20 protein-coding genes, 2 tRNA genes, 1 other RNA gene and 1 pseudogene are annotated in these 25,727 nt (G+C 70.5%); 14 read left to right on the forward strand and 10 right to left on the reverse strand.

What is annotated here, in order from left to right:
* Positions 1–86: 86 nt before the first annotated feature.
* Positions 87–569, forward strand: coding sequence for a DUF2243 domain-containing protein (locus GEV27_RS13470; protein ID WP_309222243.1), 483 nt, complete (start codon positions 87–89; stop codon positions 567–569).
* Between the two features lie 63 nt (positions 570–632).
* Positions 633–1,157 carry a hypothetical protein gene (locus GEV27_RS13475; protein ID WP_153934842.1) on the forward strand — a complete coding sequence of 175 codons (525 nt, stop codon included), beginning with the start codon at positions 633–635 and terminating at the stop codon, positions 1,155–1,157.
* Positions 1,158–1,244: 87 nt separating this feature from the next.
* Here the strand turns inward: GEV27_RS13475 and GEV27_RS13480 are convergent.
* Positions 1,245–1,332, reverse strand: a tRNA-Ser gene (locus GEV27_RS13480).
* Positions 1,333–1,447: 115 nt separating this feature from the next.
* Here GEV27_RS13480 and ffs point away from each other — a divergent pair.
* Positions 1,448–1,544: signal recognition particle sRNA small type (gene ffs, locus GEV27_RS13485), an RNA gene on the forward strand.
* Between the two features lie 16 nt (positions 1,545–1,560).
* Here the strand turns inward: ffs and GEV27_RS13490 are convergent.
* Positions 1,561–2,982, reverse strand: coding sequence for an MFS transporter (locus GEV27_RS13490; RefSeq protein ID WP_153934843.1), 1,422 nt, complete (start codon positions 2,980–2,982; stop codon positions 1,561–1,563).
* A 68-nt stretch (positions 2,983–3,050) separates the two neighbouring features.
* Here GEV27_RS13490 and GEV27_RS13495 point away from each other — a divergent pair, with 68 nt between their 5' ends.
* Positions 3,051–3,716: a TetR family transcriptional regulator gene (locus GEV27_RS13495; RefSeq protein ID WP_153934844.1), complete on the forward strand. Its 666-nt coding sequence runs from the start codon at positions 3,051–3,053 to the stop codon at positions 3,714–3,716.
* A 102-nt stretch (positions 3,717–3,818) separates the two neighbouring features.
* Here GEV27_RS13495 and GEV27_RS13500 read toward each other — a convergent pair whose 3' ends face one another.
* Genes GEV27_RS13500 through GEV27_RS13510 form a run of 3 tightly spaced genes read right to left on the reverse strand, consistent with a single transcriptional unit; the run spans position 3,819 to position 7,511 of the window.
* Positions 3,819–4,964: an acyl-CoA dehydrogenase family protein gene (locus GEV27_RS13500; RefSeq protein WP_153909592.1), complete on the reverse strand. Its 1,146-nt coding sequence runs from the start codon at positions 4,962–4,964 to the stop codon at positions 3,819–3,821.
* A 1-nt stretch (position 4,965) separates the two neighbouring features.
* On the reverse strand, positions 4,966–6,144 hold the full coding sequence (locus GEV27_RS13505; protein ID WP_153934845.1) for an acyl-CoA dehydrogenase family protein: 1,179 nt from the start codon (positions 6,142–6,144) through the stop codon (positions 4,966–4,968).
* 53 nt (positions 6,145–6,197) lie between these two features.
* Positions 6,198–7,511 (reverse strand): threonine/serine exporter ThrE family protein, encoded by a 1,314-nt coding sequence (locus tag GEV27_RS13510; RefSeq protein ID WP_153909591.1) that lies wholly within the window; start codon positions 7,509–7,511, stop codon positions 6,198–6,200.
* Positions 7,512–7,552: 41 nt separating this feature from the next.
* Between GEV27_RS13510 and GEV27_RS13515 the strand changes: the two genes are divergently transcribed.
* The 9 genes and pseudogenes from GEV27_RS13515 to GEV27_RS13550 all read left to right on the forward strand — a co-directional run bounded on the left by GEV27_RS13515 (position 7,553) and on the right by GEV27_RS13550 (position 18,935).
* A complete protein-coding gene (locus GEV27_RS13515; protein WP_153934846.1) occupies positions 7,553–8,536 on the forward strand; it encodes an alpha/beta hydrolase in 984 nt (327 codons plus the stop codon).
* Between the two features lie 126 nt (positions 8,537–8,662).
* Positions 8,663–10,639 carry a DNA polymerase III subunit gamma and tau gene (locus tag GEV27_RS13520; RefSeq protein WP_309222244.1) on the forward strand — a complete coding sequence of 659 codons (1,977 nt, stop codon included), beginning with the start codon at positions 8,663–8,665 and terminating at the stop codon, positions 10,637–10,639.
* A pseudogene (locus GEV27_RS13525) lies at positions 10,617–12,542 on the forward strand (aminodeoxychorismate synthase component I); the annotation flags it as partial. The gene GEV27_RS13520 and the pseudogene GEV27_RS13525, both read left to right, overlap by 23 nt.
* 174 nt (positions 12,543–12,716) lie before the next feature.
* Positions 12,717–13,328 carry an anthranilate synthase component II gene (locus tag GEV27_RS18330; protein ID WP_375335596.1) on the forward strand — a complete coding sequence of 204 codons (612 nt, stop codon included), beginning with the start codon at positions 12,717–12,719 and terminating at the stop codon, positions 13,326–13,328.
* Between the two features lie 120 nt (positions 13,329–13,448).
* Entirely contained in the window at positions 13,449–15,248 is a 1,800-nt protein-coding gene (locus GEV27_RS13530; protein WP_153934847.1) for an amidohydrolase family protein, read from the forward strand.
* 5 nt (positions 15,249–15,253) lie between these two features.
* Positions 15,254–15,883: a helix-turn-helix domain-containing protein gene (locus GEV27_RS13535; RefSeq protein ID WP_309222245.1), complete on the forward strand. Its 630-nt coding sequence runs from the start codon at positions 15,254–15,256 to the stop codon at positions 15,881–15,883.
* Between the two features lie 19 nt (positions 15,884–15,902).
* Entirely contained in the window at positions 15,903–16,499 is a 597-nt protein-coding gene (gene recR, locus GEV27_RS13540) for a recombination mediator RecR (protein ID WP_108576614.1), read from the forward strand.
* 121 nt (positions 16,500–16,620) lie between these two features.
* Entirely contained in the window at positions 16,621–17,916 is a 1,296-nt protein-coding gene (locus tag GEV27_RS13545; RefSeq protein WP_153651421.1) for an aspartate kinase, read from the forward strand.
* Positions 17,913–18,935 carry an aspartate-semialdehyde dehydrogenase gene (locus GEV27_RS13550; RefSeq protein WP_153909588.1) on the forward strand — a complete coding sequence of 341 codons (1,023 nt, stop codon included), beginning with the start codon at positions 17,913–17,915 and terminating at the stop codon, positions 18,933–18,935. The genes GEV27_RS13545 and GEV27_RS13550 overlap by 4 nt, the downstream gene beginning before the upstream one ends.
* Here the strand turns inward: GEV27_RS13550 and GEV27_RS13555 are convergent.
* The 4 genes from GEV27_RS13555 to GEV27_RS13570 all read right to left on the reverse strand — a co-directional run bounded on the left by GEV27_RS13555 (position 18,932) and on the right by GEV27_RS13570 (position 22,747).
* On the reverse strand, positions 18,932–20,896 hold the full coding sequence (locus tag GEV27_RS13555; RefSeq protein ID WP_309222246.1) for an acetoacetate--CoA ligase: 1,965 nt from the start codon (positions 20,894–20,896) through the stop codon (positions 18,932–18,934). The genes GEV27_RS13550 and GEV27_RS13555 overlap by 4 nt on opposite strands.
* A complete protein-coding gene (locus GEV27_RS13560) occupies positions 20,893–21,648 on the reverse strand; it encodes a hypothetical protein (RefSeq protein ID WP_153934849.1) in 756 nt (251 codons plus the stop codon). Before GEV27_RS13560 ends, GEV27_RS13555 begins: the two co-directional genes overlap by 4 nt.
* Before the next feature lie 103 nt (positions 21,649–21,751).
* A tRNA-Pro gene (locus GEV27_RS13565) sits at positions 21,752–21,825 on the reverse strand.
* A 7-nt stretch (positions 21,826–21,832) separates the two neighbouring features.
* Positions 21,833–22,747, reverse strand: a complete 915-nt coding sequence (locus tag GEV27_RS13570; RefSeq protein ID WP_153909585.1) for a metallophosphoesterase — start codon at positions 22,745–22,747, stop codon at positions 21,833–21,835.
* Positions 22,748–22,816: 69 nt separating this feature from the next.
* Here GEV27_RS13570 and GEV27_RS13575 point away from each other — a divergent pair, with 69 nt between their 5' ends.
* Positions 22,817–23,278, forward strand: coding sequence for a GatB/YqeY domain-containing protein (locus GEV27_RS13575; protein WP_153934850.1), 462 nt, complete (start codon positions 22,817–22,819; stop codon positions 23,276–23,278).
* 109 nt (positions 23,279–23,387) lie between these two features.
* Here GEV27_RS13575 and GEV27_RS13580 read toward each other — a convergent pair whose 3' ends face one another.
* Entirely contained in the window at positions 23,388–25,559 is a 2,172-nt protein-coding gene (locus GEV27_RS13580) for a transglycosylase domain-containing protein (RefSeq protein ID WP_153651427.1), read from the reverse strand.
* Between the last annotated feature and the right edge of the window lie 168 nt (positions 25,560–25,727).

Consider the following 25,727-nt stretch of genomic DNA (forward strand, 5'->3'; position numbering starts at 1 on the left):
CTGCCCGGTGAAACTGTGCGGCCCGCATGACCGGACGTCGCGCGGGGTACTGGACGCCCATGTCCGCAGACGTGAGGAAAGCGCCGGTGCAAGAGCCCCCGTCACCCTGGGGAGGGCTGCTCATGGGCATCGGTCTCGGTGGTTTCGTCGACGGGATCGTGCTGCACGAGATCTTCCAGTGGCACCACATGCTCACCAATCACGAGTCGGACAAGACGCTCTCGGGGCTCGAGCTCAACACGGTCGCCGATGGCTTCTTCCACGTCGCGACCTGGATCTTCGTCGTCGCCGGCTCGGTCGTCATGATCCGGAGCTGGCGTCAGGGCCGGATGTCGCCGAACCTGCCGTTCCACCTCGGCCTGCTGCTCGGCGGCTGGGGGCTGTTCAACGTCGTCGAGGGCATCGTGGACCACCACGTGCTGAAGGTCCACCACGTCCGCGACGACCTCGGCGGTCCGCTGTCGTGGGACCTGGGCTTCCTCGCGTTCGGCGTGCTGCTGATGGTGGTCGGATGGTTGCTGTACCGTCGCGGCCTGGCGCGCATGCGGCGACGGATCGCGCGGCGATAGACCCGTTCCTCGCGGCCGCCGCGAGTGCGGCAGCCGGCTCGACCCGTGGGACTGAGGAGTGACATGAGGCGCATGGGAGTCGTGGTGGGGATGGCGATGCTCTCGAGCCTGTTCGGGTGCGGCGGTTCCGCGGGCTCGGACGGCTCGGACGGCTCCGGCTCGGACGCCTCGCAGCGCGCCGACACCACGCGAGCGGCTGCGAGAGAGGCGTTCCCGGCGGTCGGCGAGGCCGTGGAGGCCGCGAGCTTCTCCGGCTCCGGTGGGGGACGGTGGGCCATCTGCGGCATGCAGCCGAGCCCATCGGGAGCCGAGTACGTCGCGGAGATCGCGATCACCCAGACCAACACCGGGTCGTCGGACTATCCGGGCAGCATCGAGTCGGCGCTGACGTCGACCGGGTGGACGGTCGACAACCGGACCGGCGAGGTCGTGGAGGCGTCCAAGGACGGTATGACGTTCCGTGCCCGCTACGGCTCCGGCGGCATCAACCTCTCGATCCGGAGCGGCTGCCTCGACGCCTCCAAGGACGTCGTCGCCAAGCTGACGGACGAGCCGGCGGACAAGCTGGGCGTGGCGCCCCCGTCCTGAGCCGTCATCGGACGTAGCCCCGCAGCCCCCGACGCACGATGAGGGTCCGAGGTGCCGGGAGCACCTGCGAACCCTCATCGTCGAGCGTGGCGGAGGATAGGGGATTCGAACCCCTGAGAGCTTTCACTCAACCCGCTTTCCAAGCGAGCGCACTAGGCCACTATGCGAATCCTCCGTCGACGAGGTTACCGGTCGGTCATGGCTCCCGACCAATCGGGCTGGCGCCAGCCGTCCGCGCGGGCCGTGGGCGTCCCGGATTGGGGCGGCGGACGTGCCATCCGTATGATGGGGGCAGCCCCTCGCGTGGCGACATCTCACCCAACTCCCCCAGGGCCGGAAGGCAGCAAGGGTCAGTGGGCTCTGTCGGGTACGCGAGGGGTCCTTCATGCCCGCAGGGGCCCGCTCATCCCACCAGGACGGCGTCCTCGTCGGCGACGGGCTCGTCCTCGGCCCGGCGAAGTGCGGCCCAGGCCGCGAGCGCACCGGCCGTGACGAGCGCACCGGCGACGACCAGTCCCAGGCGGTAGCCGCTGAGGAAGGCGTCGAGCGGCATCCCGCCGTCACCGAGCACCGCGTCCTGGCGGCTGGTCACGAGGACGCCGATGATCGTGATGCCGAGCAGCCCGGCCAGCTCGCGAGAGGTGTTGAAGACGCCCGAGGCCACGCCGGCCTGGTCCTGGGGCATGACCCCGAGCACCGTGGCGGTCAGCGGGATCGTCAGCCCGCCGCCGATGCCGATCGCGATGAAGCTGGGCATGAGGTCGAGCATCGACGCGTCCTGGCCGAACAGCGCGACTGAGGCGATCGCGACACCCATCAGCGCCATGCCGAAGGTGACCGAGCGGTGCGCCCCGAACCGGTGCGCGACGGCCTCCGAGCCGGCCGCGGAGACCGCCATGAACAGGGCCATCGGCACGAACGTCAGGCCCGCCTTGGTGGGGGAGAAGCCGAGCACGCCCTGCAGGTACAGGGACGTGAAGAAGTAGATGCCGAACAGGCCGAACGCCCACAGCATCAGCGACACCAGCGCGCCGGAGAAGACCCGGTCGCGGAACAGCGCGAGGTCGACCATCGGGTCGTCCACCGCGAGCTCGGCGGCGACGAACCAGGCGGCGGCGATTGCGGCGATGGCGAACGTGGCCAGGATCTCCGGCGAGCTCCAGCCGCGGCCGTTGCCCTCGATGAGGGCGAAGGTCAGGGCAGTCAGCGAGATCGTGGAGGCGACCAGGCCCCAGAGGTCGAGACCCCGCTCGACGGGATCGCGCGACTCCGTGATCGCCCACATCGCCAGGCCCGCCGTGATGACGCCGAGCGGGACGTTGATGAAGAAGATCCACTCCCACGTGACGTGCTCGCTCAGGACCCCGCCCAGCAACGGCCCCGCCGCCAGGGCGAGCGCGCCGACCGCACCCCAGATGCCGACCGCGACATTGCGCTCACGCTTGTCGGTGAACGTCGCGGAGATGATCGCGAGGGTCGTGGGGGTGAGCAGCGCGGCACCGACGCCCTGGACCGCCCGGCTCGCGATCAGCGTCTCGACGTTGCCGGAGAGCCCGGCCGCGAACGAGGCGAGGGTGAAGATGCCCAGCCCGATCAAGAAGATGCGGCGGCGGCCCAGCAGGTCCGCGAGGCGTCCACCGATGAGCATCAGGCCGGCGAACGTGAGGATGTACGAGCTCACGACCCACTCCATGCCTGCGGTGCCGAGGTCGAGATCGTCCTGGATGACGGGGATCGCGACGTTGATGATGTTGTTGTCCAGGTATGTCATGAACGTCGCCAGCGCGACGGCCACGAGGGCCCAGATGTTGCGGCGGTCGTCCATGACCACTCCTTTACGTTGTAAATGTACGTCGTAAAGGAGCGAAACATATATGCCGTATAGTTGTCAATGTGAAGGCGAAGAACTCTTTGAACCGTGAGCTGGTGGTCGAGAGCGCGCTGCGCATCGTCGACACGTCCGGCCTCGAGGCGCTGACGGTGCGCAAGGTCGCTGACGAGTTCGGCGTGACCCCGATGGCGCTCTACTGGCACTTCTCCAACAAGGAGGCGCTGCTCGACGCGGTGGGCGACGCCGTCGTGGCCGGGATGGGTCTGCCCGACCCGGATCTCGGCCTCGAGGGATATCTCCGCGACGCCATGACGGCGCTGGTCGACGCGATGCGCGAGCACCCCCACGCGACGCCGCTGGTGCCCCATCGCCTGCTGATGGTGGAGGCCGGTCGGGATCTCACCGAGATGACGCTCCGCAAGCTGGTCGACGAGGGGTTCGCGATCGACAAGGCAGCGGCCGTCGCCCACTACGCGCTGATGATGTCGATGACCTTGGTGGTGGGCGAGCCGGGCAAGGAGACGACGGTCAAGCCGGCTGATCGCGACGAGGCCCTTGCGGCCAAGATGTCGCTGCTGCAGTCGCTGCCCGAGGACAGCTACCCACTGCTGCGCGCCGCGGCACCGTCCATGGTCAATTGCGCGGACTCCGACGACTACTACGGCTCGGCGATCGACATCTTCGTCGCCGGGGTCATGGCCGAGGCCCGCGCGCTCCCGACGTCCTGATCCTGGTCCGGACGCACCAAGGGCGGTGACCCGCTCGCCCCCGGTCTCGGGAGGACGAGCGCGCCACCGCCCTGGTGTCAGGCGATCAGGACCGCCGTGGGCTCACGGCAGAGGATCGACGACGCCGTGGTCGTCCAGCGTCGCTGACAGGGCCGCGAGGTGGTGCCGCCCGTCGCCGAGCGCGTGGTCGATCGCGGTGAGGCGCGACATGTAGTGACCGACGCTGTACTCCGCAGTCATGCCGATGCCACCGTGCAGCTGGATGGCCTCCTTGCCGATGTGACGACCGGCCTTGCTGACCTGCAGCTTGGCGCGCGACGCGGCCTCGAGCGCATCCGCGCCCTCCCCGCCGTCGAGCAGGACCATCGTCGCCCACGTCACCGTGCTGCGGGCCAGCTCGAGCGACACGTACATGTCGGCCGCGCGGAACGTCAGCGCCTGGAACGTCATCAGCGGGACGCCGAACTGCTTGCGCGTCTTGAGGTACGCCGTCGTCTCCTCCAGCGCCGTCGCCATGGCGCCGATCGCCTCGTGGCCGTACGCGATCTGCGCCGCCGCGACCGAGGCCGCGATGGCGGCCGACTGATCGGCTCCGGGCTCGCCGAGCGGGACCGCCGGCGTGCTGTCGAGGCCGATGTGGGCCGCGCGACCGCCGTCGAACGTCGAGTACGACGTGCGGGTCAGGCCCGCTGCGTCAGGCGTCACCAGGAACAGCCCGGTGCCACCCTCGACCGCCGCGCTGACGATGAGCAGGTCGGCGCGACCGCCGCCGAGCACCGGCTCCTTGACGCCCGTGAGCGTCCAGCCGTCGCCGGTCGCGGTCGCGGTGACGCCGCGGGCGTCCTCGCTGTAGCGGGCGCCCGGCTCGGTGTGCGCGAATGCCGGGACGAGCGATCCCTCTGCCAGGGCTCCGATGATCTCGGCGCGCTGCGAGGCGGTGCCGGCCGCCGCGACGAGGCCGCCCGCGAGGACGACCGCCTCGACGTACGGCTCGGGGGCGATGACGCGCCCGATCTCCTCGGCGACGATCGAGACCTCGACGGGTCCGGCGCCGAAGCCGCCGTCCTCCTCCGCGAACGGGAGGCCCAGGGCGCCCATCTCGGCGAGCCGCGACCAGGTCTTCTCGTCCCAGCCCGGATCGGTCTTGGTCACCTGGCGACGCGTCTCGGACGAGTCGTAGGCCTTCGAGAGCAGCCCGCGCACGGCATCGCGCAGTGCTGTCTGCTCTGAGTCCAGTGTGAAGTCCATGTCAGCCCCTCAGTCCCAGGATCGTGCCGGCGATGATCTGTCGTTGCACCTCGTTGGAACCGCCGTAGATCGAGGCCTTGCGGTAGTTGAGGTAGTTGGGCGTCGCGGTGCGGGCCAGGTCGGGAACGTCCGAGCCCTCGCCGGCGCCGGTGGCCAGCGAGTCCGGCCCGGCCAGGTCGACCCACAGCTCGGTCACGGCCTGCTGCAGCACCGTGCCCTGCAGCTTGAGGACGGACGAGGCGGGGTGCGGCTTGCCGTCGGCCGAGTGCGCGACGACGCGCAGCGCGGTGAGCTCGAGGGCCAGGAGATCGTTCTCCAGGTCCGCGATCTCGGCGGCGATCAGCGGGTCGTCGAGCAGCGAGGTGCCGCCGGGGCCGGCCGTCTTGGCGTACTCCTTGGCCTCGGCCAGGGCGCGCTTCGTCGAGCCCACGGGGGCCACGCCGACGCGCTCGTTGCCCAGCAGGAACTTCGCGTAGTCCCAGCCCTTGTTCTCCTCGCCGACGAGGTTGGCGACCGGCACACGGACGTTGTCGAAGAAGACCTCGTTGACCTCGTGACCGCCGTCGATCAGCTCGATCGGGCGGACCGTCAGGCCCGGCGACGTCATGTCGATCAGCAGGAGCGAGATGCCGGCCTGCTTCTTGACCGTGGGATCGGTGCGCACGAGCGTGAAGATCCAGTCGCCGTACTGGCCGAGCGTCGTCCACGTCTTCTGGCCGTTGACCACGTACTCGTCACCCTCGCGGACCGCGGTGGTGCGCAGCGACGCGAGGTCGGAGCCGGCGTCGGGCTCGGAGAAGCCCTGCGACCACCAGATGTCGAGATTGGCCGTCTTGGGCAGGAAGCGCTCCTTGATCTCCTGCGAGCCGAACGTCGCGATGACCGGTCCGATCATCGAGGCGTTGAAGGCGAGCGGCGGCACGACTCCGGCCAGCTGCATCTCCTCGTGCCAGATGTGGCGCTGGAGCGGCGTCCAGTCCTTGCCGCCCCACTCGACCGGCCAGTTGGGAACGGCGATCCCGGCGGCGTTCATCGCCTGCATCGAGCGGACGATCTGGTCCTTGGACAGCTCGCGGCGTGCAGCCACGGTGTCCCGGATGTCCTGGGGAATCTGGGTGGTGAAGAACTCGCGCATCTCCTCGCGGAATGCGACGTCCTCGTCTGACAGCTGAAGTCTCATGGGTCTCCTCAGGGGGTGCCTACTGGCGCGTAACGTTCATACCACCTGACTGGTCATCTGCGCTTGGCGCGGGCTCTGAGGGGCCCCACCAGACGGGGGCCGGCGAGGCGCTGCTCGAGGCGCCGGGCCTCGCGTCGCACGGGCTGAGCGACGTACTCGCCAAGGATGACGCCGGCCGCGAGCGAGATGGCGATCGCGGCGGCGGTGATCATCGCGAGGATGCCGGCGTAGTTGTCGGCGGCCAGCATCGAGAGGCCGCGGTAGATCGACAGTCCGGGGAGCAGCGGGACGATCGCGGCGACGACCACCACGAGCGGCGGCACGCGGCACCAGCCCGCGACGGTGAACCCGACCAGGCCGATGAAGACCGCGGCGAGTCCGGCGGGCCAGGCGCGCCCCACGTCGTGGTCGGCGAGGAACAGGTAGATGCCGGCGGCGACCCCGCCGACGGCCGCGATCGGGACGATGCTGCGGCGCGGGGCGTACGCGGAGTAGGCGAACGCGCCGGCGGCGATCGCGGCACCTGTGACCATCAGCGGGAGGCGGGACAGGCCGGCGACGCCCGGGTCGAGGGTGATGTCGACGCCGAGCAGGCCACCCACGGTCAGGCCGCCGCTGACGCCGACGATGATGCCGGCGGTCGACATCATCACCTCTAGGATGCGGGCGACCGCGGTGACGTAGAAGCCGGTCAGCGCATCCTGGATCGCGCCGATGAAGCCGAGCCCCGCCAGGAGCATCACGATGCTCGCGGTGATGACGAGCGACGGGTCGACGTCGAGGTCGATCGCGCTCGCCGCGACCGCCATCAGGGTCGCGAGGAGCCCGCCGGCCACCTGGGCGTAGAAGAACGGCAGCCGCAGCCGCGAGAGATAGCGCTGGAGGATCTCGATGCCGCCCGACGCCGCCGCTGCGATGAGCGTGACGAGCCAGTCGCCGCCGATCAGCAGGGCGATCCCCGCGCCGATGAGCGCGTACGACACGGTCACCGCCCAGCGCGACGTGTGGTGGCCGGTCGACGCGATCCGGGCGACCCGCGTCCGCGCCTCGTCCAGGTCGATGTCGTCCCGGAGCAGGTCTGTCACGACCTGGTCGACGTCCGTGAGGTCCTCGAAGTCGGTCTCGCGGTGCGTGACGTGGCGGGTCAGCGAGAACGCCGGCTCGTCGAATGCGGCCTGGTAGGAGATCTCCAGTGTCGTGAAGGTCACGTCGACCTGGGCCTGCCGCAGACCCAGGTGGTGGGCGATCGACGACATCGTCGCGGTGACGTCGGCGGCACCCGCACCGTTGGACAGCAGCATCTCCCCGACCCGTAGGGCGAGGTCGAGGGTGCGCTGAATCTGGCGAGTGTCGTCCACGCCATCCATACTGTTGGACGCGTACGGCCGAGTCCAAAACGAGGAGTCAGATGAGCACCTGGAAGGCCGACGAGCTCGGCGACGGCTACGAGAGGCGCACGATCGCCCTCGGCACCGATCCCGACGGCGAGGGCACGATCGAGGCCACCTTGATCCGGCACACGCCGCCGCAGGACCTCCGCGCGGCCGTGCTGTACGTCCACGGCTTCAGCGACTACTTCTTCCAAAAGGAGCTGGCCGAGTTCTTCACCGAGCGCGGCTACGCGTTCTACGCGCTCGACCTCCGCAAGTGCGGGCGTTCGCGGCGTGAGGGGCAGACCGGGCACTACGTGTCCGATCTCGCGATGTACGACCAGGAGCTGAACGCCTCGCTCGCGATCATCCGCGACGAGACCGACGGCAAGCCCGTGGTGCTGTCGGGCCACTCGACCGGCGGCCTGATCATCCCGCTGTGGCTGGACCGGCTCAACCGTCGTCCGGGCGGCTCGAAGGGCGCCGGCATCGCGGGCGTCATCCTCAACAGCCCGTGGTTCGACCTGCAGGGCAAGGCCTGGATGCGCACGATCGGCACGCGGGGGATCGGGCTGGTCGCGAAGGTCCGGCCCAAGGACCTCATCAAGCTGCCGCCCACCAATGCGTACGGCACGAGCCTGCACGTCACCGCGCACGGCGAGTGGGACTTCAACACGGTCTACAAGCCGCTCGAGGGGTTCCCCGTCTCGTACGGCTGGCTGACCGCGGTGCGCCGCGGCCAGGCCCAGCTGCACCGGGGCCTCGACGTGGGTGTGCCGTCGCTGGTGCTGCGCTCGACCAGGACGAAGTTCGCGCGAGAGTACTCGCCGGCCGTCGACGAGGCCGACGCGGTGCTCGACGTCCGTCAGATCGCCCGCTGGTCGGGCTGCCTCGGCGACTCCGTGACCGTCGAACCGATCGAGGGCGCCCGCCACGACGTGTTCATCTCCAAGGAGGAGCCGCGCCGGGCCGCGTACGACACGGTCGACCGCTGGCTGGCGGCCCACGACCTCCCAAGCTGACTGACCCCCGCCCAGATCTGCGGACTTCTGCACGTAATGCGGCACGGATTCCGTGCAACAGTCCGCAGATCTGGGTCGGGGCGTCCGGTGGTCGCCAGTGTCGGGGGCGGTCGTTAGTCTCTACGTGTGGATGCCCCCCTCGCGCTGTATCGCCGCTACCGGCCGGAGACGTTTGCCGAGGTGATCGGGCAGGCGCACGTGACCGATCCGCTCCGCCACGCGCTGGCCGCCAACCGGGTCAACCACGCGTATCTCTTCTCGGGCCCGCGAGGCTGCGGCAAGACGACCAGCGCCCGAATCCTCGCGCGTGCGCTCAACTGCGAGAAGGCGCCGATCGCCGATCCGTGCGGCGAGTGCCAGAGCTGCCGTGACCTCGCGCGCGGCGGGCCGGGCAGCATCGACGTCATCGAGATCGACGCTGCCAGCCACGGCGGTGTCGACGACGCCCGCGACCTGCGCGAGCGGGCCTTCTTCGCCCCGGTCAGCAGCCGCTACAAGGTCTACATCATCGACGAGGCCCACATGGTCTCCCCGCAGGGCTTCAACGCGCTGCTCAAGCTCGTCGAGGAGCCGCCGCCGCACCTGAAGTTCATCTTCGCGACGACCGAGCCCGACAAGGTCATCGGCACGATCCGCTCGCGTACCCACCACTACCCGTTCCGGCTGGTGCCGCCCAAGGCGCTCGGCGACTACCTCATGCAGCTGTGCGAGGCCGAGGGCGTGACCCTCGCGCCGACCGCGCTGCCGCTGGTCGTCCGCGCGGGACAGGGATCGGTCCGTGACACGCTCAGCGTGCTCGACCAGCTGCTCGGCGGCGCCGGGCCCGACGGCGTGACGTACGACCTCGCGGTCCAGCTGCTCGGCTACACGCCCGACTCGCTGCTCGACGAGGCCATCGACGCCTTCGCGGCCGGCGACGGGTCGACCGTGTTCGGCGTCGTCGACAAGGTCATCGAGACGGGCCAGGACCCGCGCCGCTTCGCCGAGGACCTCTTGCAGCGGCTGCGTGACCTCGTGATCGTCGCCGCGGTGCCCGATGCCCTCGACAAGGGGCTGCTCGACGTGCCGGGCGACCGCGCGGAGCGCCTGGTCACCCAGGCCAACGGCTTCGGCCCGTCCGAGCTGACCCGCGCGGCCGACATCGTCAACGCGGCGCTGATGGAGTTCCGCGGGGCGACCGCACCGCGGCTGCTCCTCGAGCTCATGTGCGCCCGCATCCTCGTGCCGGGGGCCGACAACTCCACGCAGGGCTTCCAGGCCCGCCTCGACCGGGTCGAGCGTCGCCTGCACATGGACGGGGGCGCCCCGGAGGCGAGTCCCGCCGCGGTGCACCCGCCTGCGGTCCAGCCTGCCCCGGCTCCGCAGCCGACCCCGGCTCCGCAGCCGACCCCGGCCCCGCAGCCGGTCGCAGCGCCCGTGCAGGCCGAACGCGTCGAGCCCGCGCCGCCCGTCCAGGCCGAGCCCGCCCCGTCCGCGCCCCCCGTCGCCCAGCGACCCGCACCGGTCGCGGAGCCCGAGCCCGAGCCTGCTGCTCCCGCTGCTCCCGCTGCACCGCAGGTGGAGGAGCCGGCCGGCACGCTGACGATCGCCGACGTACGACGTCTCTGGCCCGAGATCCTCGACCGGATCCGCGACATGCGCCGCTTCGCCTGGATCATGCTGAGCCAGAACGCGCAGGTCATGGCGCTGGACGGTCAGGTCCTGACCATCGCGCTGGTCAACGCCGGCGCACGCGACTCGTTCATCAACAGCGGATCGGCCGACTACGTCCAAAAGGCCCTGCACCAGGTCCTCGGCGTGACCTGGCGCATCGAGGCGATCGTCGACCCGGGCACCCGCCCCGGCGTGGTCGACGACTACGACGACGGCTCCTCGCGCCCGGCCGCGGCTCCCACCTCGTCGGCACCCTCGACGCCCCCTGTGGCGGTGCCCGACTCGGTCCGCCAGGCGATGAGGGAGCAGCACAGCCCTCAGACGCGCGAGGACCCCGACGCGTCCGCCGATCGCAACGATCCCGTCGTCGACCACGAGGTCCTCGATCCCGAGCTGCTGCTGAGCCGGGAGCTCGGGGCGCAGGTCATTGACGAGCACCCCGCGGACTGAGCTCGTCCGGAGACGCCTGGATCTCCAGGCGGATCCGCTCGACGTCCTGCGGCGCTTCCGCGGTCGCGACCGGCTGGTCGCGCTGCTCGGCGACTGGCACCACGGCGAGGCGCTGATCGCCTTCGACCCGTGCCGGGTGCTCGAGGGTGATCCGTTCAGCGGCATCGACCTCGACCCGCTGCCGCCCGACGTGTCCGGCTTCGGCGGCGGCTGGATCGGCGCCTGGGGCTACCAGCTCGGCCGGCTCGTCGAGGACCTGCCGCCCACCCCTCACCGGCCGATCCCGCAGCCCGACCACCGCCTCGCGTTCTACGACCACGTCCTTCGGCTCAGTGACGGCGTGTGGTGGCTGGAGTCGCTGACCCGCGACGACGAGCGCGACGCCCGGGTCGTGGAGGCCCTCGGCGCTGCTGCCCCGGGTCCCCGCGCGTACGACGTGGGCTCGTTCGCGATGACGCCGACACCAGACGGCCACCGCGCGGCGGTCGCGACCGTGCTCGAGCACATCGCGGCCGGCGACATCTTCCAGGCCAATCTGTGCGCCCGCCTCGAGGCGCCGTTCGCGGGTGATCCGCTCGACGTCTTCTGCGCGGGCGTCGAGCGTCTGCACCCGGCGTTCGCGGCGTACGTGTCCGGTCCCGAGGGTGCGCTGGTGAGCCTCTCGCCCGAGCTGTTCCTGCGGCGCACCGGCGACGAGGTGCTGAGCTCGCCGATCAAGGGGACGGCCCCGCTCGACACCGACCCGGACGAGCTGGTGGCCTCGGCCAAGGACCGTGCCGAGAACGTCATGATCGTCGACCTGATGCGCAACGACCTCGGACGGGTGAGCGTGCCCGGATCCGTTCGGGTGCCCGCGCTCACCCGCGCCGAGCGCCACGCGGTGTGGCACCTGGTCTCCGACGTCGTCGGGCACGTCGGGCCCCGGGTGCGCGACTCGGACCTGCTCCGTGCGACCTTCCCGCCCGGATCGGTCACCGGTGCACCCAAGGTGCGGGCCATGGAGATCATCAACGTGCTCGAGCCGACCGGGCGCGAGGCCTACACCGGTGCGATCGGCCACGTCAGCCCGGCAGCGGGGCTCGAGCTCAACGTCGTGATCCGCACGTTCGAGATCGCGGGCGGCTCGATCTGGCTCGGCGTCGGCGGGGGAGTCGTGGCGGACTCGACCCCCGAGGGGGAGTACGCCGAGTGCCTGGTCAAGGCCCGGCCCCTGATCGAGGCGATCGGAGGCCGCCTCGACCTGGTCACCGACGCGCCGGCCCCCGATCCTCCACGCCCCCCGGAAGCACGCAGCGTCCGTGCCGCCGACGAGGCGCAGGGCATCTTCGACACGATGCTGGTGGTGGACGGACGGGTCGTCGACCTGGACGCTCACCTGACCCGCCTCGACGAGAGCGTCCGCACGGTCCACGGGACGTCGATCCGGGCGTCGCTCGACGACGTGGTCGTCCGCCGGGCGGCGACCCTGGGCGGTCGGCACCGCCTGCGGGTCGACGCGGTGCCCCGTGACGGCGGCGTCGAGGTCACGGTGGCGACCAGTCCAGTCGGCCCGCCGACCGGGCCGTGGACGCTCACGCCGCGACCGGTGGGTGCCGGCTGGGGTCGGCACAAGTGGATCGACCGCAGCGCCCTGGCGGACGATCGCGGCCCCGGTCACGACCTGCTGCTGACGTCCGACGACGGTGCGGTCCTGGAGACGGCCCGGGCCAATCTGTTCGTGGTCCTCGACGACGGCGTCCACACCCCGCCGACCGACGGGCGCATCCTGCCCGGCACCGCCCGGGCCCGGGTCATCGAGATCCTGCGCGATGCGACGATCCCGGTGTTCGAGAGGCGACTGACCGCCGACGACCTCAGGGCCGCGACCGAGCTCTTCGCGACCAACGCCCTGCGCGGCGTGGTCCCGGTCGTGGCGGTCGAGGGCGTCGGCACGTGGGCGGTCGGGCGTACGACCGAGTGGCTCGCCGAGGAGCTGCAGTCCCTCTGGTCACCGGCCCCAGGCGGCGGTGCGCTTGCGTCCAGCCGGGCGTCCGAAGTGGACGCGGGCGCACCGCCCACCGACGGCTCGGCGGCGCGGGTGCTGTTCATCGACAACTACGACTCGTTCGTCTACAACCTCGTCCAGTACGTCGGTGAGCTCGGCGCGTCCGCCGAGGTGGTGCGCAACGACGCCGTGACGGTCGACGAGCTCGTGGCGGCGCGTGCGCGGGGCGACTTCACCCACCTGGTCGTCTCCCCGGGTCCCGGCACGCCCGCCGACGCCGGCATCAGCGTCGAGGCGATCCGCCGTCTGGGGCCGACGACGCCGACGCTCGGGGTGTGCCTCGGGCACCAGGCGATCGGTGAGGCCCACGGCGCCAGGGTGGTGCGGGCGCCCGAGATCGTCCACGGCAAGCCGTCGCTGGTCCACCACGACGGACGCGGGGTCTTCGACCGGCTGCCGTCCCCGCTCGTGTGCGCCCGCTACCACTCGCTGGTGATCGACCCGGCGACCCTGCCGGCCGATCTCGAGGTCACCGCCCGCACCGCGTCCGGGATCGTGATGGGCGTCCGTCACCGCACCCACCCGGTCGAGGGCGTCCAGATGCACCCCGAGTCGATCCTCACCCCCCGCGGCCACGACATGCTCCGCGCGTTCCTCACTCGATCCGCGAGTGGCGCAAACCGATCCGCGACTGGCGCGGACTGAAGAAAGTGAGACGGCGTGTCGTCCACTTCTGCGCCACTCGCGGATCGGGCGGTGGAAAACGTGGACATAGCGAGTGGTTGCTCGCTATGTTGGCGGTCACGATGATGTGACGGAGGCCACATGAACGAGCTCGACCTGGTGATCAACGGCGGTACGTACTTCGACGGCACGGGGGCGCCCGGCGTCGTCGCGAACGTCGGGGTCAGGGACGGCCGGGTGGCCGCCGTCAGCCCGAGCCCGCTCCCGGTGGGCCCCGGCACGAGGGTCGTGGACGCGGCCGGCCAGTGGGTCATGCCGGGCTTCGTCGACGCCCACACCCACTACGATGCCGAGCTCCAGGTGGCCCCGGGCCTCAACGAGTCCGTACGCCACGGGGTCACGACGGTCCTGGTCGGCAACTGCTCCCTGTCGACGGTCTACTCCTCGCCGCTGGACATCGCCGACCTGTTCAGCCGGGTCGAGGCGCTGCCGCGCACGCACGTCCTGTCCTCGCTGGAGGACGCCAAGACGTGGTCGACGCCGCAGGGGTGGGTCGACGCGCTCGAGGCGCTGCCGCTCGGCCCGAACGTCGCCTCGTTCCTCGGCCACTCGGACGTCCGTGCGAGCGTGATGGGGATGGGCCGCTCGACCGACCCGGCCCAGAAGGCGACCCGCGGCGAGCAGGCCGAGATCGAGCGCCGCCTCGAGGACGCCCTCGACGCGGGCTTCCTCGGCATCTCGACCATGACGAATCCCTGGGACAAGCTCGATGGCGACCGCTATCGCTCGCGCTCGCTGCCCTCGACGTACTCGAGCTGGAAGGAGTTCCGGGGCCTCAGCCGCGTGCTCCGCCGCCGCGACCGGGTGCTGCAGGGCGTGCCCAACCTCAACAAGAAGTACGACATCGCGTTCTACCTCGCGACCTCGACGGGTCTCGGCCGCAAGCCCCTGCGCGTCTCGCTGCTCGCGGCCGCCGACACCAAGGCCGAGCCGTGGGTGCAGCGCATCTTCGAGCCGCTCGCGCTCCTCGCCAACAAGATCGGCCGGGGCAGGTTCACGTGGCAGCACCTGCCCACGACCTTCCGCGTGTGGGCCGACGGCATCGACCTGGTCGTGTTCGAGGAGTTCGGCTCGGGACGCGAGGCGCTGCACCTGCGCGAGGAGATGGGCCGCAACGAGCTGCTGCGCGACGAGGCGTACCGCCGCTGGTTCCGGCGCGACTTCGACAAGCGCTTCTCCCCGCGGGTCTGGCACCGCGACTTCGACGACGCCGAGATCACCGAGTGCCCTGACCCGGCCCTGGTCGGCATGATGATCGGCGACGTCGCCCGGCAGCGCGGCCTCCACCCGGTCGACTGCTATCTCGACCTCGTGGTCGAGCACGGCACCGGTCTGCGCTGGAAGACCAACATCGCCAACACGCGTCCGGAGGTCCAGGACAAGCTCATCAACCGCTACGGCATCACGATCGGCTTCTCCGACGCCGGTGCGCACCTGCGCAACATGGCGTTCTACAACTTCGGCATCCGGCTGCTCAACCGCGTCCACCAGGCGCAGTCGGGCCGCACGCCGTTCATGAGCGTCGAGAAGGCGATCTTCAAGCTGACCGGCGAGCTCGGCGACTTCTACGGCATCGACGCCGGGCACATCCGGCTCGGCGACCGAGCCGACATCGTGGTCGTGGATCCGGCCGGTCTCAGCGACGAGGTCGACAGCTACCACGAGGCGCTCATGCCCGCGTTCGGCAACATCAGCCGCATGGTCAACCGCAACGACGCCGCGGTCTCGGCGACCGTCGTCAGTGGCGAGGTGGTGTTCGAGCGCGGCGACTTCGTCGAGGGCTACGGACGTACGCTCGGCACCGGCCGCTTCCTGCGCGCCGGCGAGCGTCGCGGCACCGTGACGCCCGTCCGCCGCGCCGAGCCGGCGGTGGCACAGTAGAGGTCGTGACCGCGACCCCCCGCCGTACGCAGGCCGAGCGGCGGGAGGGCACGATCGCGGCAGTCGTCGACGCGACGGTCGAGGCGCTCGGCGAGGTCGGGTACGCCCGCACGACGACCGCCGAGATCGCTCGGCGGGCGGGGGTCTCCCAGGGCGGCCTGTTCCGGCACTTCGACTCGCGCCTCGACGTCATCCTCGCCGCGGCGGACGCGGTCCGTGCCCGCCAGTTCGTGGACTTCCGGGCCGGTCTGGCACAGCTCGAGGAGTTCGACGTGGCCGCGGTCGTACGCCTGCTGCGCCGCGCGACCCGGGCGCCGGTCAACGCCGCTTGGTACGAGCTGCTCGTCGCGGCGCGCGCGGACGTCGACCTGCGGGACCGGCTCGCACCGCTCGCGGACCGCTATCACCGCGAGATCATCGAGCTCGGGCGGGCGCTGCCGATCGCCGCGGCGATGCCCGCCGAGCAGCTGGACGCCATCGTCATCGGGATCGTGCACATGCTCGACGGCGAGGCGCTGATCGCGACGGTCCACGTCGACACCGCCCGCGAGGACGTGCGGGTCGAGCAGCTCGTGCGCATCCTCGCAGGTGAGCCGCTGTTCGACCGCGAGTCGGGTGACGGGGCTCAGGGCTGAGCGCCTACCCTGAACACCTATGTATGACGGCGTGGTCCAGGACCTGATCGATGAGCTGGGGCAGCTGCCCGGCATCGGTCCCAAGAGTGCGCAGCGGATTGCGTTCCACCTCCTCGACGCAGACCCCGAGGACGTCCGCCGGTTCGCCGCGACCCTGGTCGAGGTGAAGGCGAAGGTCCACTTCTGCTCGATCTGCGGCAACGTCACGGTCGACACCGAGTGCCGCATCTGCGCCGACCCCCGCCGCGACCCCAGCGTGCTGTGCGTCGTCGAGGAGTCCAAGGACGTCATCGCGATCGAGCGCACGCGTGAGTTCCGCGGCCGCTACCACGTGCTGGGCGGTGCGATCTCGCCCATCGCGGGCATCGGCCCCGACCAGCTGCGCATCAAGGAGCTGCTCGGTCGGCTGCAGGACGCCGTGGTCACCGAGGTCATCATCGCGACCGATCCCAACCTCGAGGGCGAGGCCACCGCGACCTACCTGATCCGCATGCTCTCGACGTACGGCCTGCGGGTCAGCAAGCTCGCGAGCGGCCTGCCGGTGGGCGGCGACCTGGAGTACGCCGACGAGCTCACCCTCGGCCGGGCGTTCGAGGGTCGTACGACGATCGGCTGAGCCGCTCGGGGGCTGCCGTCTCACGGGCGGAATCCCGATGATGCCCCGCGAGACGACCGGGTAGACTCAGCGCTGCGCAGCGTCGCGCATCCCGTACCTCTCCTCCAGGTAGGACAGTCCCGTGGGCATTGTCGTCCAGAAGTACGGCGGCTCCTCGGTTGCCGACGCAACCAGCATCAAGAGGGTCGCCCAACGCATCGTCGCGACCAAGAAGGCCGGTCACGACGTCGTCGTCGTCGTCTCGGCCATGGGCGACACCACCGATGAGCTCATCGAGCTCGCGAACGAGGTCTCGCCGCTGCCTCCCGGCCGCGAGCTCGACATGCTGCTGACCGCCGGCGAGCGCATCAGCATGGCTGTCCTCGCGATGGCGATCGGCAACCTCGGTCAGGAGGCGCGCTCGTTCACCGGCTCGCAGGCCGGCGTCATCACCGACTCCGAGCACGGCCGCGCCAAGATCATCGACGTCACCCCCGGCCGCATCGAGGCCGCCCTCGGCGAGGGCGCGATCGCGATCGTCGCGGGGTTCCAGGGCGTCTCACAGACGACCAAGGACATCACGACGCTCGGCCGCGGCGGCTCCGACACGACGGCGGTCGCGCTCGCGGCAGCGCTGCAGGCGGACGTCTGCGAGATCTACACCGACGTCGACGGCATCTTCACCGCCGATCCGCGCATCGTGGCCAACGCCCGGCAGATCCCCCGCATCTCGTACGAGGAGATGCTGGAGATGGCCGCCAACGGCGCCAAGATCCTGCACCTGCGGTGCGTCGAGTACGCCCGCCGCAACGACATGCCGATCCACGTCCGCTCGTCCTTCTCCGACAAGGTCGGCACGTGGGTCGTCAGGACCGAGGACGTCATCCCCACCGGCAGCACCAACGAAGAGGGCCACATGGAGCAAGCGATCATCTCCGGCGTCGCGCACGACCGCAGCGAGTCCAAGATCACCGTGGTCGGGGTGCCCGACAAGGTGGGCTTCGCCGCCGCGATCCTGCAGGCGCTCGCCGACGCCCAGATCAACATCGACATGGTCGTCCAGAACGTCTCCGCCGCCGCGACGGCCCTCACCGACATCTCGTTCACGCTGCCCCGTGCGGACGGCCAGACCGCGATGACGGCGCTGGCCCGGCTCAAGGACGAGGTCGGCTACGAGCGCCTGCAGTACGACGACAGCGTTGGCAAGGTCTCGATCGTCGGCGCCGGCATGCGGTCGTCACCGGGCATCACCGCGAAGTTCTTCCAGTCGCTGGCCGACGCCGGGGTCAACATCGAGATGATCTCGACCTCCGAGATCCGCATCTCGGTCATCGTGATGGAGAACCAGATCGATGCGGCCGTCAACGCCGCCCACACCGCGTTCGAGCTCGGCACCGACGAGGTCGAGGCCGTGGTCTACGGAGGTACCGGACGATGACCACGCTCGCCGTCGTCGGCGCCACCGGTCAGGTGGGCGTCGCCATGCGCTCGATCCTGGAGCAGCGTGACTTCCCGGCCGACCGGGTGCGCTTCTTCGCCTCCGCCCGCTCCGCCGGCAAGACCCTGCCGTTCCGGGGCGAGGAGATCGTCGTCGAGGACGCTGCGACCGCGGACGTCTCGGGCATCGACGTGGCCCTGTTCTCCGCGGGCGCCACGACGTCCCGCGTCCAGGTGCCCCGGTTCGCCGAGGCCGGCGCGATGGTCATCGACAACTCCTCGGCGTTCCGCAAGGATCCCGAGATCCCGCTGATCGTCAGCGAGGTCAACCCCGAGGACATCCAGAAGGCGCACCGCCGCATCATCGCCAACCCCAACTGCACGACGATGGCCGCGATGCCCGTCCTCAAGCCGCTGCACGACGAGGCCGGCCTGGTCCGGCTCGTGATCAGCAGCTACCAGGCGGTCTCCGGCTCCGGCATCGCCGGCGTCCGTGAGCTGCACGGCCAGGCGTCCGCGGTCATCGAGAAGGCCGACGAGCTCGCGTACGACGGCTCGGCGGTCGGCTTCCCCGATCCGGGCGTCTACGTCGCCCCGATCGCGTTCAACGTGCTGCCCATGGCCGGATCGGTCGTCGACGACGGATCGTTCGAGACGGACGAGGAGCAGAAGCTCCGCAACGAGAGCCGCAAGATCCTGCACCTGCCCGATCTGCGCGTCTCGGGCACCTGCGTACGCGTGCCGGTCTTCACGGGGCACTCGCTGTCGATCAACGCCGAGTTCGCGAACGACCTGTCGGTGGCCCGGGCGACCGAGCTGCTGGGCTCCGCACCGGGCGTCCGCCTCGTCGACGTGCCGACCCCGCTGCAGGCCGCCGGCTCCGATCCGAGCCTCGTCGGGCGGATCCGCCAGGACCGCAGCGCCCCGGGTGAGCGCGGTCTGGCCCTGTTCGTCAGCGGCGACAACCTCCGCAAGGGAGCGGCGCTCAACACGATCCAGATCGCCGAGCTGCTGGTCTAGCGCCCGCGCGTCAGCTCGGCGCGGACGTCGACGAACACGTCGAGTGCCGACGGGTCCGTGAGGGCGCCCTTGGCGGCGGCGTCCTCGATCGCGGCTCCGCGCAGGATCTTCTTGACCGGCACCTCGAGCTTCTTGCCCGACAGGGTGCGGGGGAGCAGCGGCACCTGCCGCACCACGTCAGGCACGTGGCGGGGTGACAGGCGGGTCCGCAGCTCGGTCGCGATCCGCCGGGTCAACGCGTCGTCCAACGTGCCTCCAGCGGCCAGCGCGACGAACAGGATCAACGTCCCCGCCCCGCCCTCGTCGTCCTCGAGGTGCACCACGAGGCTGTCGGCGACCTCGGGCAGCGACTCGACGACCGAGTAGAACTCCGAGGTCCCGAGCCGCACCCCGCCGCGGTTGAGCGTCGCGTCGCTGCGGCCCGTGATCGTGCAGGTGCCGCGGTCGGTGATCGTGATCCAGTCACCGTGGCGCCAGACCCCGGGGATGTCCTCGAAGTACGCCGCCCGGTAGCGCGAGCCGTCGTCGTCGCCCCAGAAGCCCACGGGCATCGAGGGCATCGGACCGGTGATGACCAGCTCGCCGAGCGAGCCGACGACCGGCTCGCCGTCCTCGTCGTACGACTCGACGGCGCTGCCGAGCATGCGGCAGGAGATCTCCCCGGCGTACACCGGGACGATGGGCGAGGCGCCCACGAAGCCCGAGCACACGTCCGTGCCGCCGGAGATCGAGGCGAGCTGTGCGGTGGGGCTGACGGCCTCGTAGACCCAGCGGAAGCCCTCGGCGGGCAAGGGGGCGCCGGTGGAGCCCACGCCGCGCAGGCGGGACAGGTCGGCGAGATCCTGCGGCACGATGCCCTCCTTGCGGCACTGCAGCAGGAACGGCGCGCTGGTGCCGAAGTAGGTGATGCCGAGCTCCTCGGCCATGCGCCACGTCGCGCCGAGGTCGGGGTACGCGGGGTTGCCATCGAACATCACGATCGTCGACCCCACGGCGAGGCCCGAGACGAGCAGGTTCCACATCATCCAGCCGGTCGTGGAGAACCAGAAGAAGCGGTCGTCCGCGCCCAGGTCGTGGTGCAGCTCGAGGGCCTTGACGTGCTCGAGCGTGATGCCGCCGTGGCCGTGCACGATGGGCTTGGGCAGACCTGTCGTGCCGGAGGAGAACAGCACGTACAGCGGGGTGCCGAACGGCACCCGGACGAACTCGAGCGGTCCGGGGCGGTCGGTGAGGTCGGCCCACGTGACGGCCCCGTTGGGTGCCGCCGACGCGGGGTCGAGATAGGGCAGCCACACCAGCGTGCGGACGCTCGGCAGCGCCGCGCGGATGGCCTCGACCTCGGCGCGGCGGTCGATCGCCTTGTCGCCGTAGACGTAGCCGTCGACCGCCAGGACGACCGTGGGCTCGATCTGCTGCCACCGGTCGATCACGCTCTGCGTGCCGAACTCGGGGGCGCAGGAGGAGAAGACCGCGCCCAGGCTCGCAGCCGCCAGCAGCAGCACCAGCGTCTCGGGGACGTTGGGCGAGTACGCCGCGACGCGGTCACCCGCGACGACTCCCTCGCGGACGAGGCCCGCGCGGGCCCGCGCCACCTGGTCGCGCAGACCGGCCGCCGTCAGGGTGACGTCGTCGCGGCTCTGGGAGCGGGCGACCACCACGACGTCGTCGTCGGCGCGGTCGACCAGCCGCAGCATGGCCTCGGCGTAGTTGAGCCGGACGTGCGGGAACCAGCTGGAGCCGGGCATCGAGGCGTCGGCGAGGGCGGGGGAGGGGTCACCGTCGGCTGGCAGGTCGGCGTGCTGCCACAGGGCCGTCCAGAACGCCTCGGGGACGTCCACGGACCACTGCCACAGGTCTTCGTAGCCGCTGAACGCCCGCCCGCCGTCCGGCTCGAGAGCGGCCATGAACTGCTCGACGCGGGACGAGCCGTCGAGAAGCGGCTGCCAGAGGATCTCGGTCACTCGACGAGCGTAGGGGTCTTCTCGGCCGCGTCGATCAGCCAGTGCGACGCCACGAAGGCCACGGCTCCGAGGGCGGGGACCAGGAACAGGGCCGTCGACGGCTGCCGGTCGAGCAGGTCGAGGAACAGCCCGAGCATCGCGACGACGGACAGCACGACCGCGAGGAAGCTGGTCAGCCGTGCCGCCGTCGAGCCGAATCCGCGCAGCAGGGCGTCGCCGGCGAACACGGCGGCCGCCGCGATCGCGATGAACGCGATGCTGCCCCAGAGCCCGCCGCCGGCCGAGACGCCGCGCACCGCGTCGAAGATCCGCAGGGCGATGACACCGAGCAGCACCGCGGCGATGCCGACGACCACGCCGGTGATGACCGACGCGAGATAGAGATTGATGTGTGGCAGGCGCCAGGCCGCCACGGCACGGGCACGGGTCGAGAGCGTGGTGCCGGACGTGCGCGCGGCGGAGCCGGCCCGACCGGCGACGGTCGTCCAGGCGTCACCGACGCGGCGGCCGCCGGCCGTGACCTTGACGCCGAGGTCGCGGGGCGACCGCTTCGTGGCCGGCGCCTTCTTGTCGACGGCCTTGGACTGCGCGGCGGTCTTGGACTGCGCGGTGGCGCGGGGCTTGGTGGCGGTCGCGACGGGACGCCCGTAGCGAACCTGCGGCTTGGTCGCGCCGGGGGCGCCGGGGCGTACGACGGTCTTCTTGACCACCCGCTTGACGACCCGTTTGGTGGGCTCCTGCTCGTCGACCATGCGGCCCAGTTTGGCACACCGTGCGTCAGGTCACACCCGAGTCCGCAGGCGCCAGAACGCAAGGAGCCGGCCCACCTGGCGGTGGACCGGCTCCTTCACTGTGTCGGGCTGACAGGATTTGAACCTGCGGCCTCGTCGTCCCGAACGACGCGCGCTACCAAGCTGCGCCACAGCCCGACGCCCCCTACCTGCGGGGACCGGACGAGTCTATCCCAGTGAGGGTGAGCAGTGTTGCCTCGGGGCGGCACGAGAACCGAACGGGGGTGAACGGGGAGGTCCCGATGCCCGCCGAGACGTGCAGCCAGGACGGTTCGTTGCCGGGCGTGTGGTGGCGGTGAAGCCCTCTCGCGCGGGCCCGATCGAGGTCGCAGTTGGTCACCAGGGCGCCGTAGAACGGCACCCGAAGCTGCCCGCCGTGGGTGTGCCCGGCGAGGATCAGCGGGTAGCCGAGTGCGTTCCAGCGATCAAGGACCCGCAGGTACGGCGCGTGGGCCACCCCGATCGCGAGATCGGCCGACGCGTCGGCCGGCTCGTCGTCGAGGACGTCGTAGTTGAGGTGCGGATCGTCCACGCCGACGAAGGCCAGGCGTCGGCCGGCGACCTCGAGCTCCCCGTGCCGGTTGTCGAGATCGGTCCACCCGCGGGCGGTGAACGCGGCGCGCAGCCTCTCGAAGGGCAGGTCCCGCTCGCGCTCCCACGCGCCCCTGGTGCCCGCACCCGTCCCACCGGTCAGATAGCCGGTCGGGCTCTTGCGGACGGGGGAGAAGTAGTCGTTCGAGCCGAACACGAACACGCCCGGCAGGTCGAGCAGGTCGCCGTACGCGTCGAGGACCGACGGCACCGCGTCGAGGTGCGCGAGATTGTCGCCGGTGTTGACCACGAGGTCCGGCTCGAGGGCCGCGAGCTCGCGCAGCCACTGCTGCTTGCGCTGCTGGCGAGGGGTCATGTGGGTGTCGGACAGGTGCAGCACGCGCAGCGGGGCGGATCCGGGAGCGAGCACGGGCACGGTCACGTGGCGGACCGTGAACGCACGGGTCTCGGCCACGGCGTACGCCAGCCCGGCCGCTGCTGCGGCGACTGGCCAAAGGACAGGACGCATGGCATCAGGGTGTCATCCGGGTGGGCACTTCGCGCGGAGGGCCTGCCGGGTCAGTGGGACAATGGGGCCATGTCAGCTCTCAAGGACCAGCTCCACACCGACCTCACCACCTCGATGAAGGCGCGGGACGCGCTGCGCACCTCGACCCTTCGCATGGTGCTCACCGCGATCACCACGGCCGAGGTCTCCGGCAAGGAGGCCAAGGAGCTGACCGACGAGGACGTCCTGACGGTGCTCGAGCGCGAGGCCAAGAAGCGTCGCGAGGCGGCCCAGGCGTTCGCGGACGGCAACCGTCCCGAGCTCGCGGAGAAGGAGAAGGCCGAGGCCGCGATCCTCGCGGAGTACCTGCCGGCCCAGCTGTCGCCCGAGGAGATCGCCGTGATCGTCTCGGCCGCGGTGGACTCCGCGGGGGCCGCCGGCGAGGGCATGAAGGCCATGGGCAAGGTCATGGGCATCGTCTCGCCCCAGGTCAAGGGCAAGGCCGACGGCGGTGCGGTCGCCGCCGAGGTCAAGCGCCAGCTCGGCGCCTGACCCCCGCACGTACCCCGCCCAGATCTGCGCCCTTCTGCACGCTTTTCAGCGAGAATTTGGTGCAGGACTCCGCAGATCTGGGCGGGGGTGGAGGGGTGGGACGTGGGGGTCAGGCGCGGTCGCGGTCGCGGCCCCGCGGCTTGGGCTTCTTGCCCCGGTCGTCGTCGCTCTTGGCCACCTTCTTGGCCACGGGCTGGCGCTTCGGCGGAGGATCGAAGTTGACCGGGGTCAGGTAGTCCTGGATCTTCTGCATGGCCTTGGCCCACATCGGGCCGGCCAGCGAGCTGCCGCCGACGGACTGGAAGTTGAGGAAGGCGCCGTTGATCTTGACGCCGGCCAGCGAGCGCGGGCTGCCGTTCTTCTTCACGCCGGCGATCATCGAGGCGGTCGAGAGCTCGGGGGTGTAACCGACGTACCAGACCGACTGGTTGTCCTGGGCGGTTCCGGTCTTGGCGGCTGACGGGATCCGCAGCCCGGTGCCGTTCTGGAAGCCGAAGCCTCCGCGCTCCTGCACCCCGCGCAGGATGTCGTTGATCTGCGCGGCCTCGTCCTTGGACATGACCTCTGAGCAGACGGGCTTGAACCGCTTGAGCGTGTTGCCCTTGGCGTCGAGGATCTCGGCGACCGGACGGGGCTTGCAGTACTCGCCGCCCGAGGCGAACGTCGCGTATGCCGCGGCCATGTCGAGCGGGCTCACGTTGGTGACGCCGAGGGTGAACGGCCCGACCTGCTGGTTGTCGAGGACTGTGATGCCCATCGACTCGGCGGCCTTGACGACGTTGCAGAGGCCGGCCATCTTCTCCAGCTGCGCGAAGTAGGTGTTCACCGACTCGCGGGTGCCGGTGTACATGTTCTTGCTGCCCGACGTGGTCGAGTTCTTGACCGGCCACGGATCGGTGATGTTGAGGCCCTCGCAGGTCTTGAACGAGCCGCCCGGGATGGTCATGCTCGCCGGCGAGTTGAACGTCTGGCCGACGTCGATGCCCTTGTTGAGCGCTGCGGTGACGGTGAAGAGCTTGAACGTCGAGCCGGCCGGGAAGCCGCCGGAGTCGCCGTAGCGGCGAGGGACGACGAAGTTGATGAAGGACTGGCCCTTCTTCTTGCTGCGGCCCATCGGACGCGACTGCGAGAGGGCGCGGACCTTGCCGGTGCCGGGCTCGATGGACGCGAGCGCCGCGATGGCCTCGTTGTCGGTGGGCTTCACGGTGGACTCGACCGCGTCGTCGGTGGCCTTCTGGGCGCGCAGGTCGAAGTTGGACTTGATCGTCAGGCCACCGCGCTCGAGGAGTGTCTGGCGCTCCTGGGTCGTGGCGCCGAGCGCGGGCTGGCGCAGCAGCCAGCGGCGGGCGTAGTCGCACGAGAACTCGGCGGCCGAGCTGACGCAGCCGTTGGGGAACTCGGTGATCTTGAGCGCGAGCGGGGCGGCCTGGAACTTCTCGGCCTGCTTCGGCGTGATCTTGCCGAGGCGCGCCATGACCGCGAGCACGGTGTTGCGCCGCTGCAGGGCCTTCTCGGGGTAGACGTTGGGATCGAACTCGACCGGGTTCTTGACCAGGCCGGCGAGCGTCGCGGCCTGCCGGGCGTTGAGGCTGTCGGGGCTGCGGGAGAAGTAGTGGAACGAGGCCGCGCTGATGCCGTAGGCGCCGTCACCGAAGTACGCCAGGTTGAGGTAGCGCTCCAGGATCTCCTTCTTGGTGTGCGTCGCCTCGTAGTCGATCGCGAGCTTGAGCTCGCGGATCTTGCGCGCGGTCGACTTCTCGGTGGCCGCCTTGACCTGCTCCTTGGTCGTGGCCTGCGACACGAGCGTGAGCTTGACGAGCTGCTGCGTGATCGACGATCCACCCTGCGTCTGGCCCTCGGACGCGTTGTTGACCAGCGCGCGGAGCGTGCCCTTGAGGTCGAGGGCGCCGTGCTCGAAGAAGCGGTTGTCCTCGATCGAGATCAGTGCGTCCTGCATGACCGGCGCGATGTCCTTCAGCGGGACGTCCTGCCGGTTCTCCTTGTAGAAGTACGCGATCAGGTCGCCGTTGGAAGCCAGGAGGCGGGTCGTCTGGGCGTTGGGCTGGTCCTCCAGCTCCAGGGGCATCTCGACGACGTCATTGGTCACGTCGTTGAACGTGACCGCGACCAGCGCCGTCGCCGGGATCATCATGAGGGCGATCAGCAGACCGGCGAACGCCGAGAGGCCGGCCATGACGCCGATGCGACCACCGCGCCCGCCCGTGCGCGGCTCGGTCTGGGCAGCGCGGCGTAGCAGGTTGCGGAAGTCGTCCAAAGCCATGCCCCACAGCGTACGTGACGGGCGGCAACCCCTCCATCACCCGACACGAACGCGACAAGGTGTCTAGTTCTTTGTGGCTAGTCAAAATGGCCCGCTTGCGTCTGCCGCCGGGAGGACGAAGTTCCTAGATTTGTCAGTACCAACTTCGGTCATCCGACCGGTCTCGGG

It is taken from the genome of Aeromicrobium sp. S22 (assembly GCF_009661045.1).
Lineage (GTDB): Bacteria > Actinomycetota > Actinomycetes > Propionibacteriales > Nocardioidaceae > Aeromicrobium > Aeromicrobium yanjiei.

Bases quoted from the DNA above. Each gene is read 5' to 3' on its own strand.
- GEV27_RS13575 (WP_153934850.1), top strand. From the start codon at position 22,817: ATGTCAGCTCTCAAGGACCAGCTCCACACCGACCTCACCACCTCGATG.
- GEV27_RS13570 (WP_153909585.1), bottom strand. From the start codon at position 22,747: ATGCGTCCTGTCCTTTGGCCAGTCGCCGCAGCAGCGGCCGGGCTGGCG.
- GEV27_RS13475 (WP_153934842.1), top strand. From the start codon at position 633: ATGAGGCGCATGGGAGTCGTGGTGGGGATGGCGATGCTCTCGAGCCTG.
- GEV27_RS13490 (WP_153934843.1), bottom strand. From the start codon at position 2,982: ATGGACGACCGCCGCAACATCTGGGCCCTCGTGGCCGTCGCGCTGGCG.
- GEV27_RS13505 (WP_153934845.1), bottom strand. From the start codon at position 6,144: ATGAGACTTCAGCTGTCAGACGAGGACGTCGCATTCCGCGAGGAGATG.
- GEV27_RS13560 (WP_153934849.1), bottom strand. From the start codon at position 21,648: ATGGTCGACGAGCAGGAGCCCACCAAACGGGTCGTCAAGCGGGTGGTC.
- GEV27_RS13580 (WP_153651427.1), bottom strand. From the start codon at position 25,559: ATGGCTTTGGACGACTTCCGCAACCTGCTACGCCGCGCTGCCCAGACC.
- GEV27_RS13550 (WP_153909588.1), top strand. From the start codon at position 17,913: ATGACCACGCTCGCCGTCGTCGGCGCCACCGGTCAGGTGGGCGTCGCC.
- GEV27_RS13510 (WP_153909591.1), bottom strand. From the start codon at position 7,511: ATGGATGGCGTGGACGACACTCGCCAGATTCAGCGCACCCTCGACCTC.
- GEV27_RS13530 (WP_153934847.1), top strand. From the start codon at position 13,449: ATGAACGAGCTCGACCTGGTGATCAACGGCGGTACGTACTTCGACGGC.
- GEV27_RS13515 (WP_153934846.1), top strand. From the start codon at position 7,553: ATGAGCACCTGGAAGGCCGACGAGCTCGGCGACGGCTACGAGAGGCGC.
- recR (WP_108576614.1), top strand. From the start codon at position 15,903: ATGTATGACGGCGTGGTCCAGGACCTGATCGATGAGCTGGGGCAGCTG.
- GEV27_RS13500 (WP_153909592.1), bottom strand. From the start codon at position 4,964: ATGGACTTCACACTGGACTCAGAGCAGACAGCACTGCGCGATGCCGTG.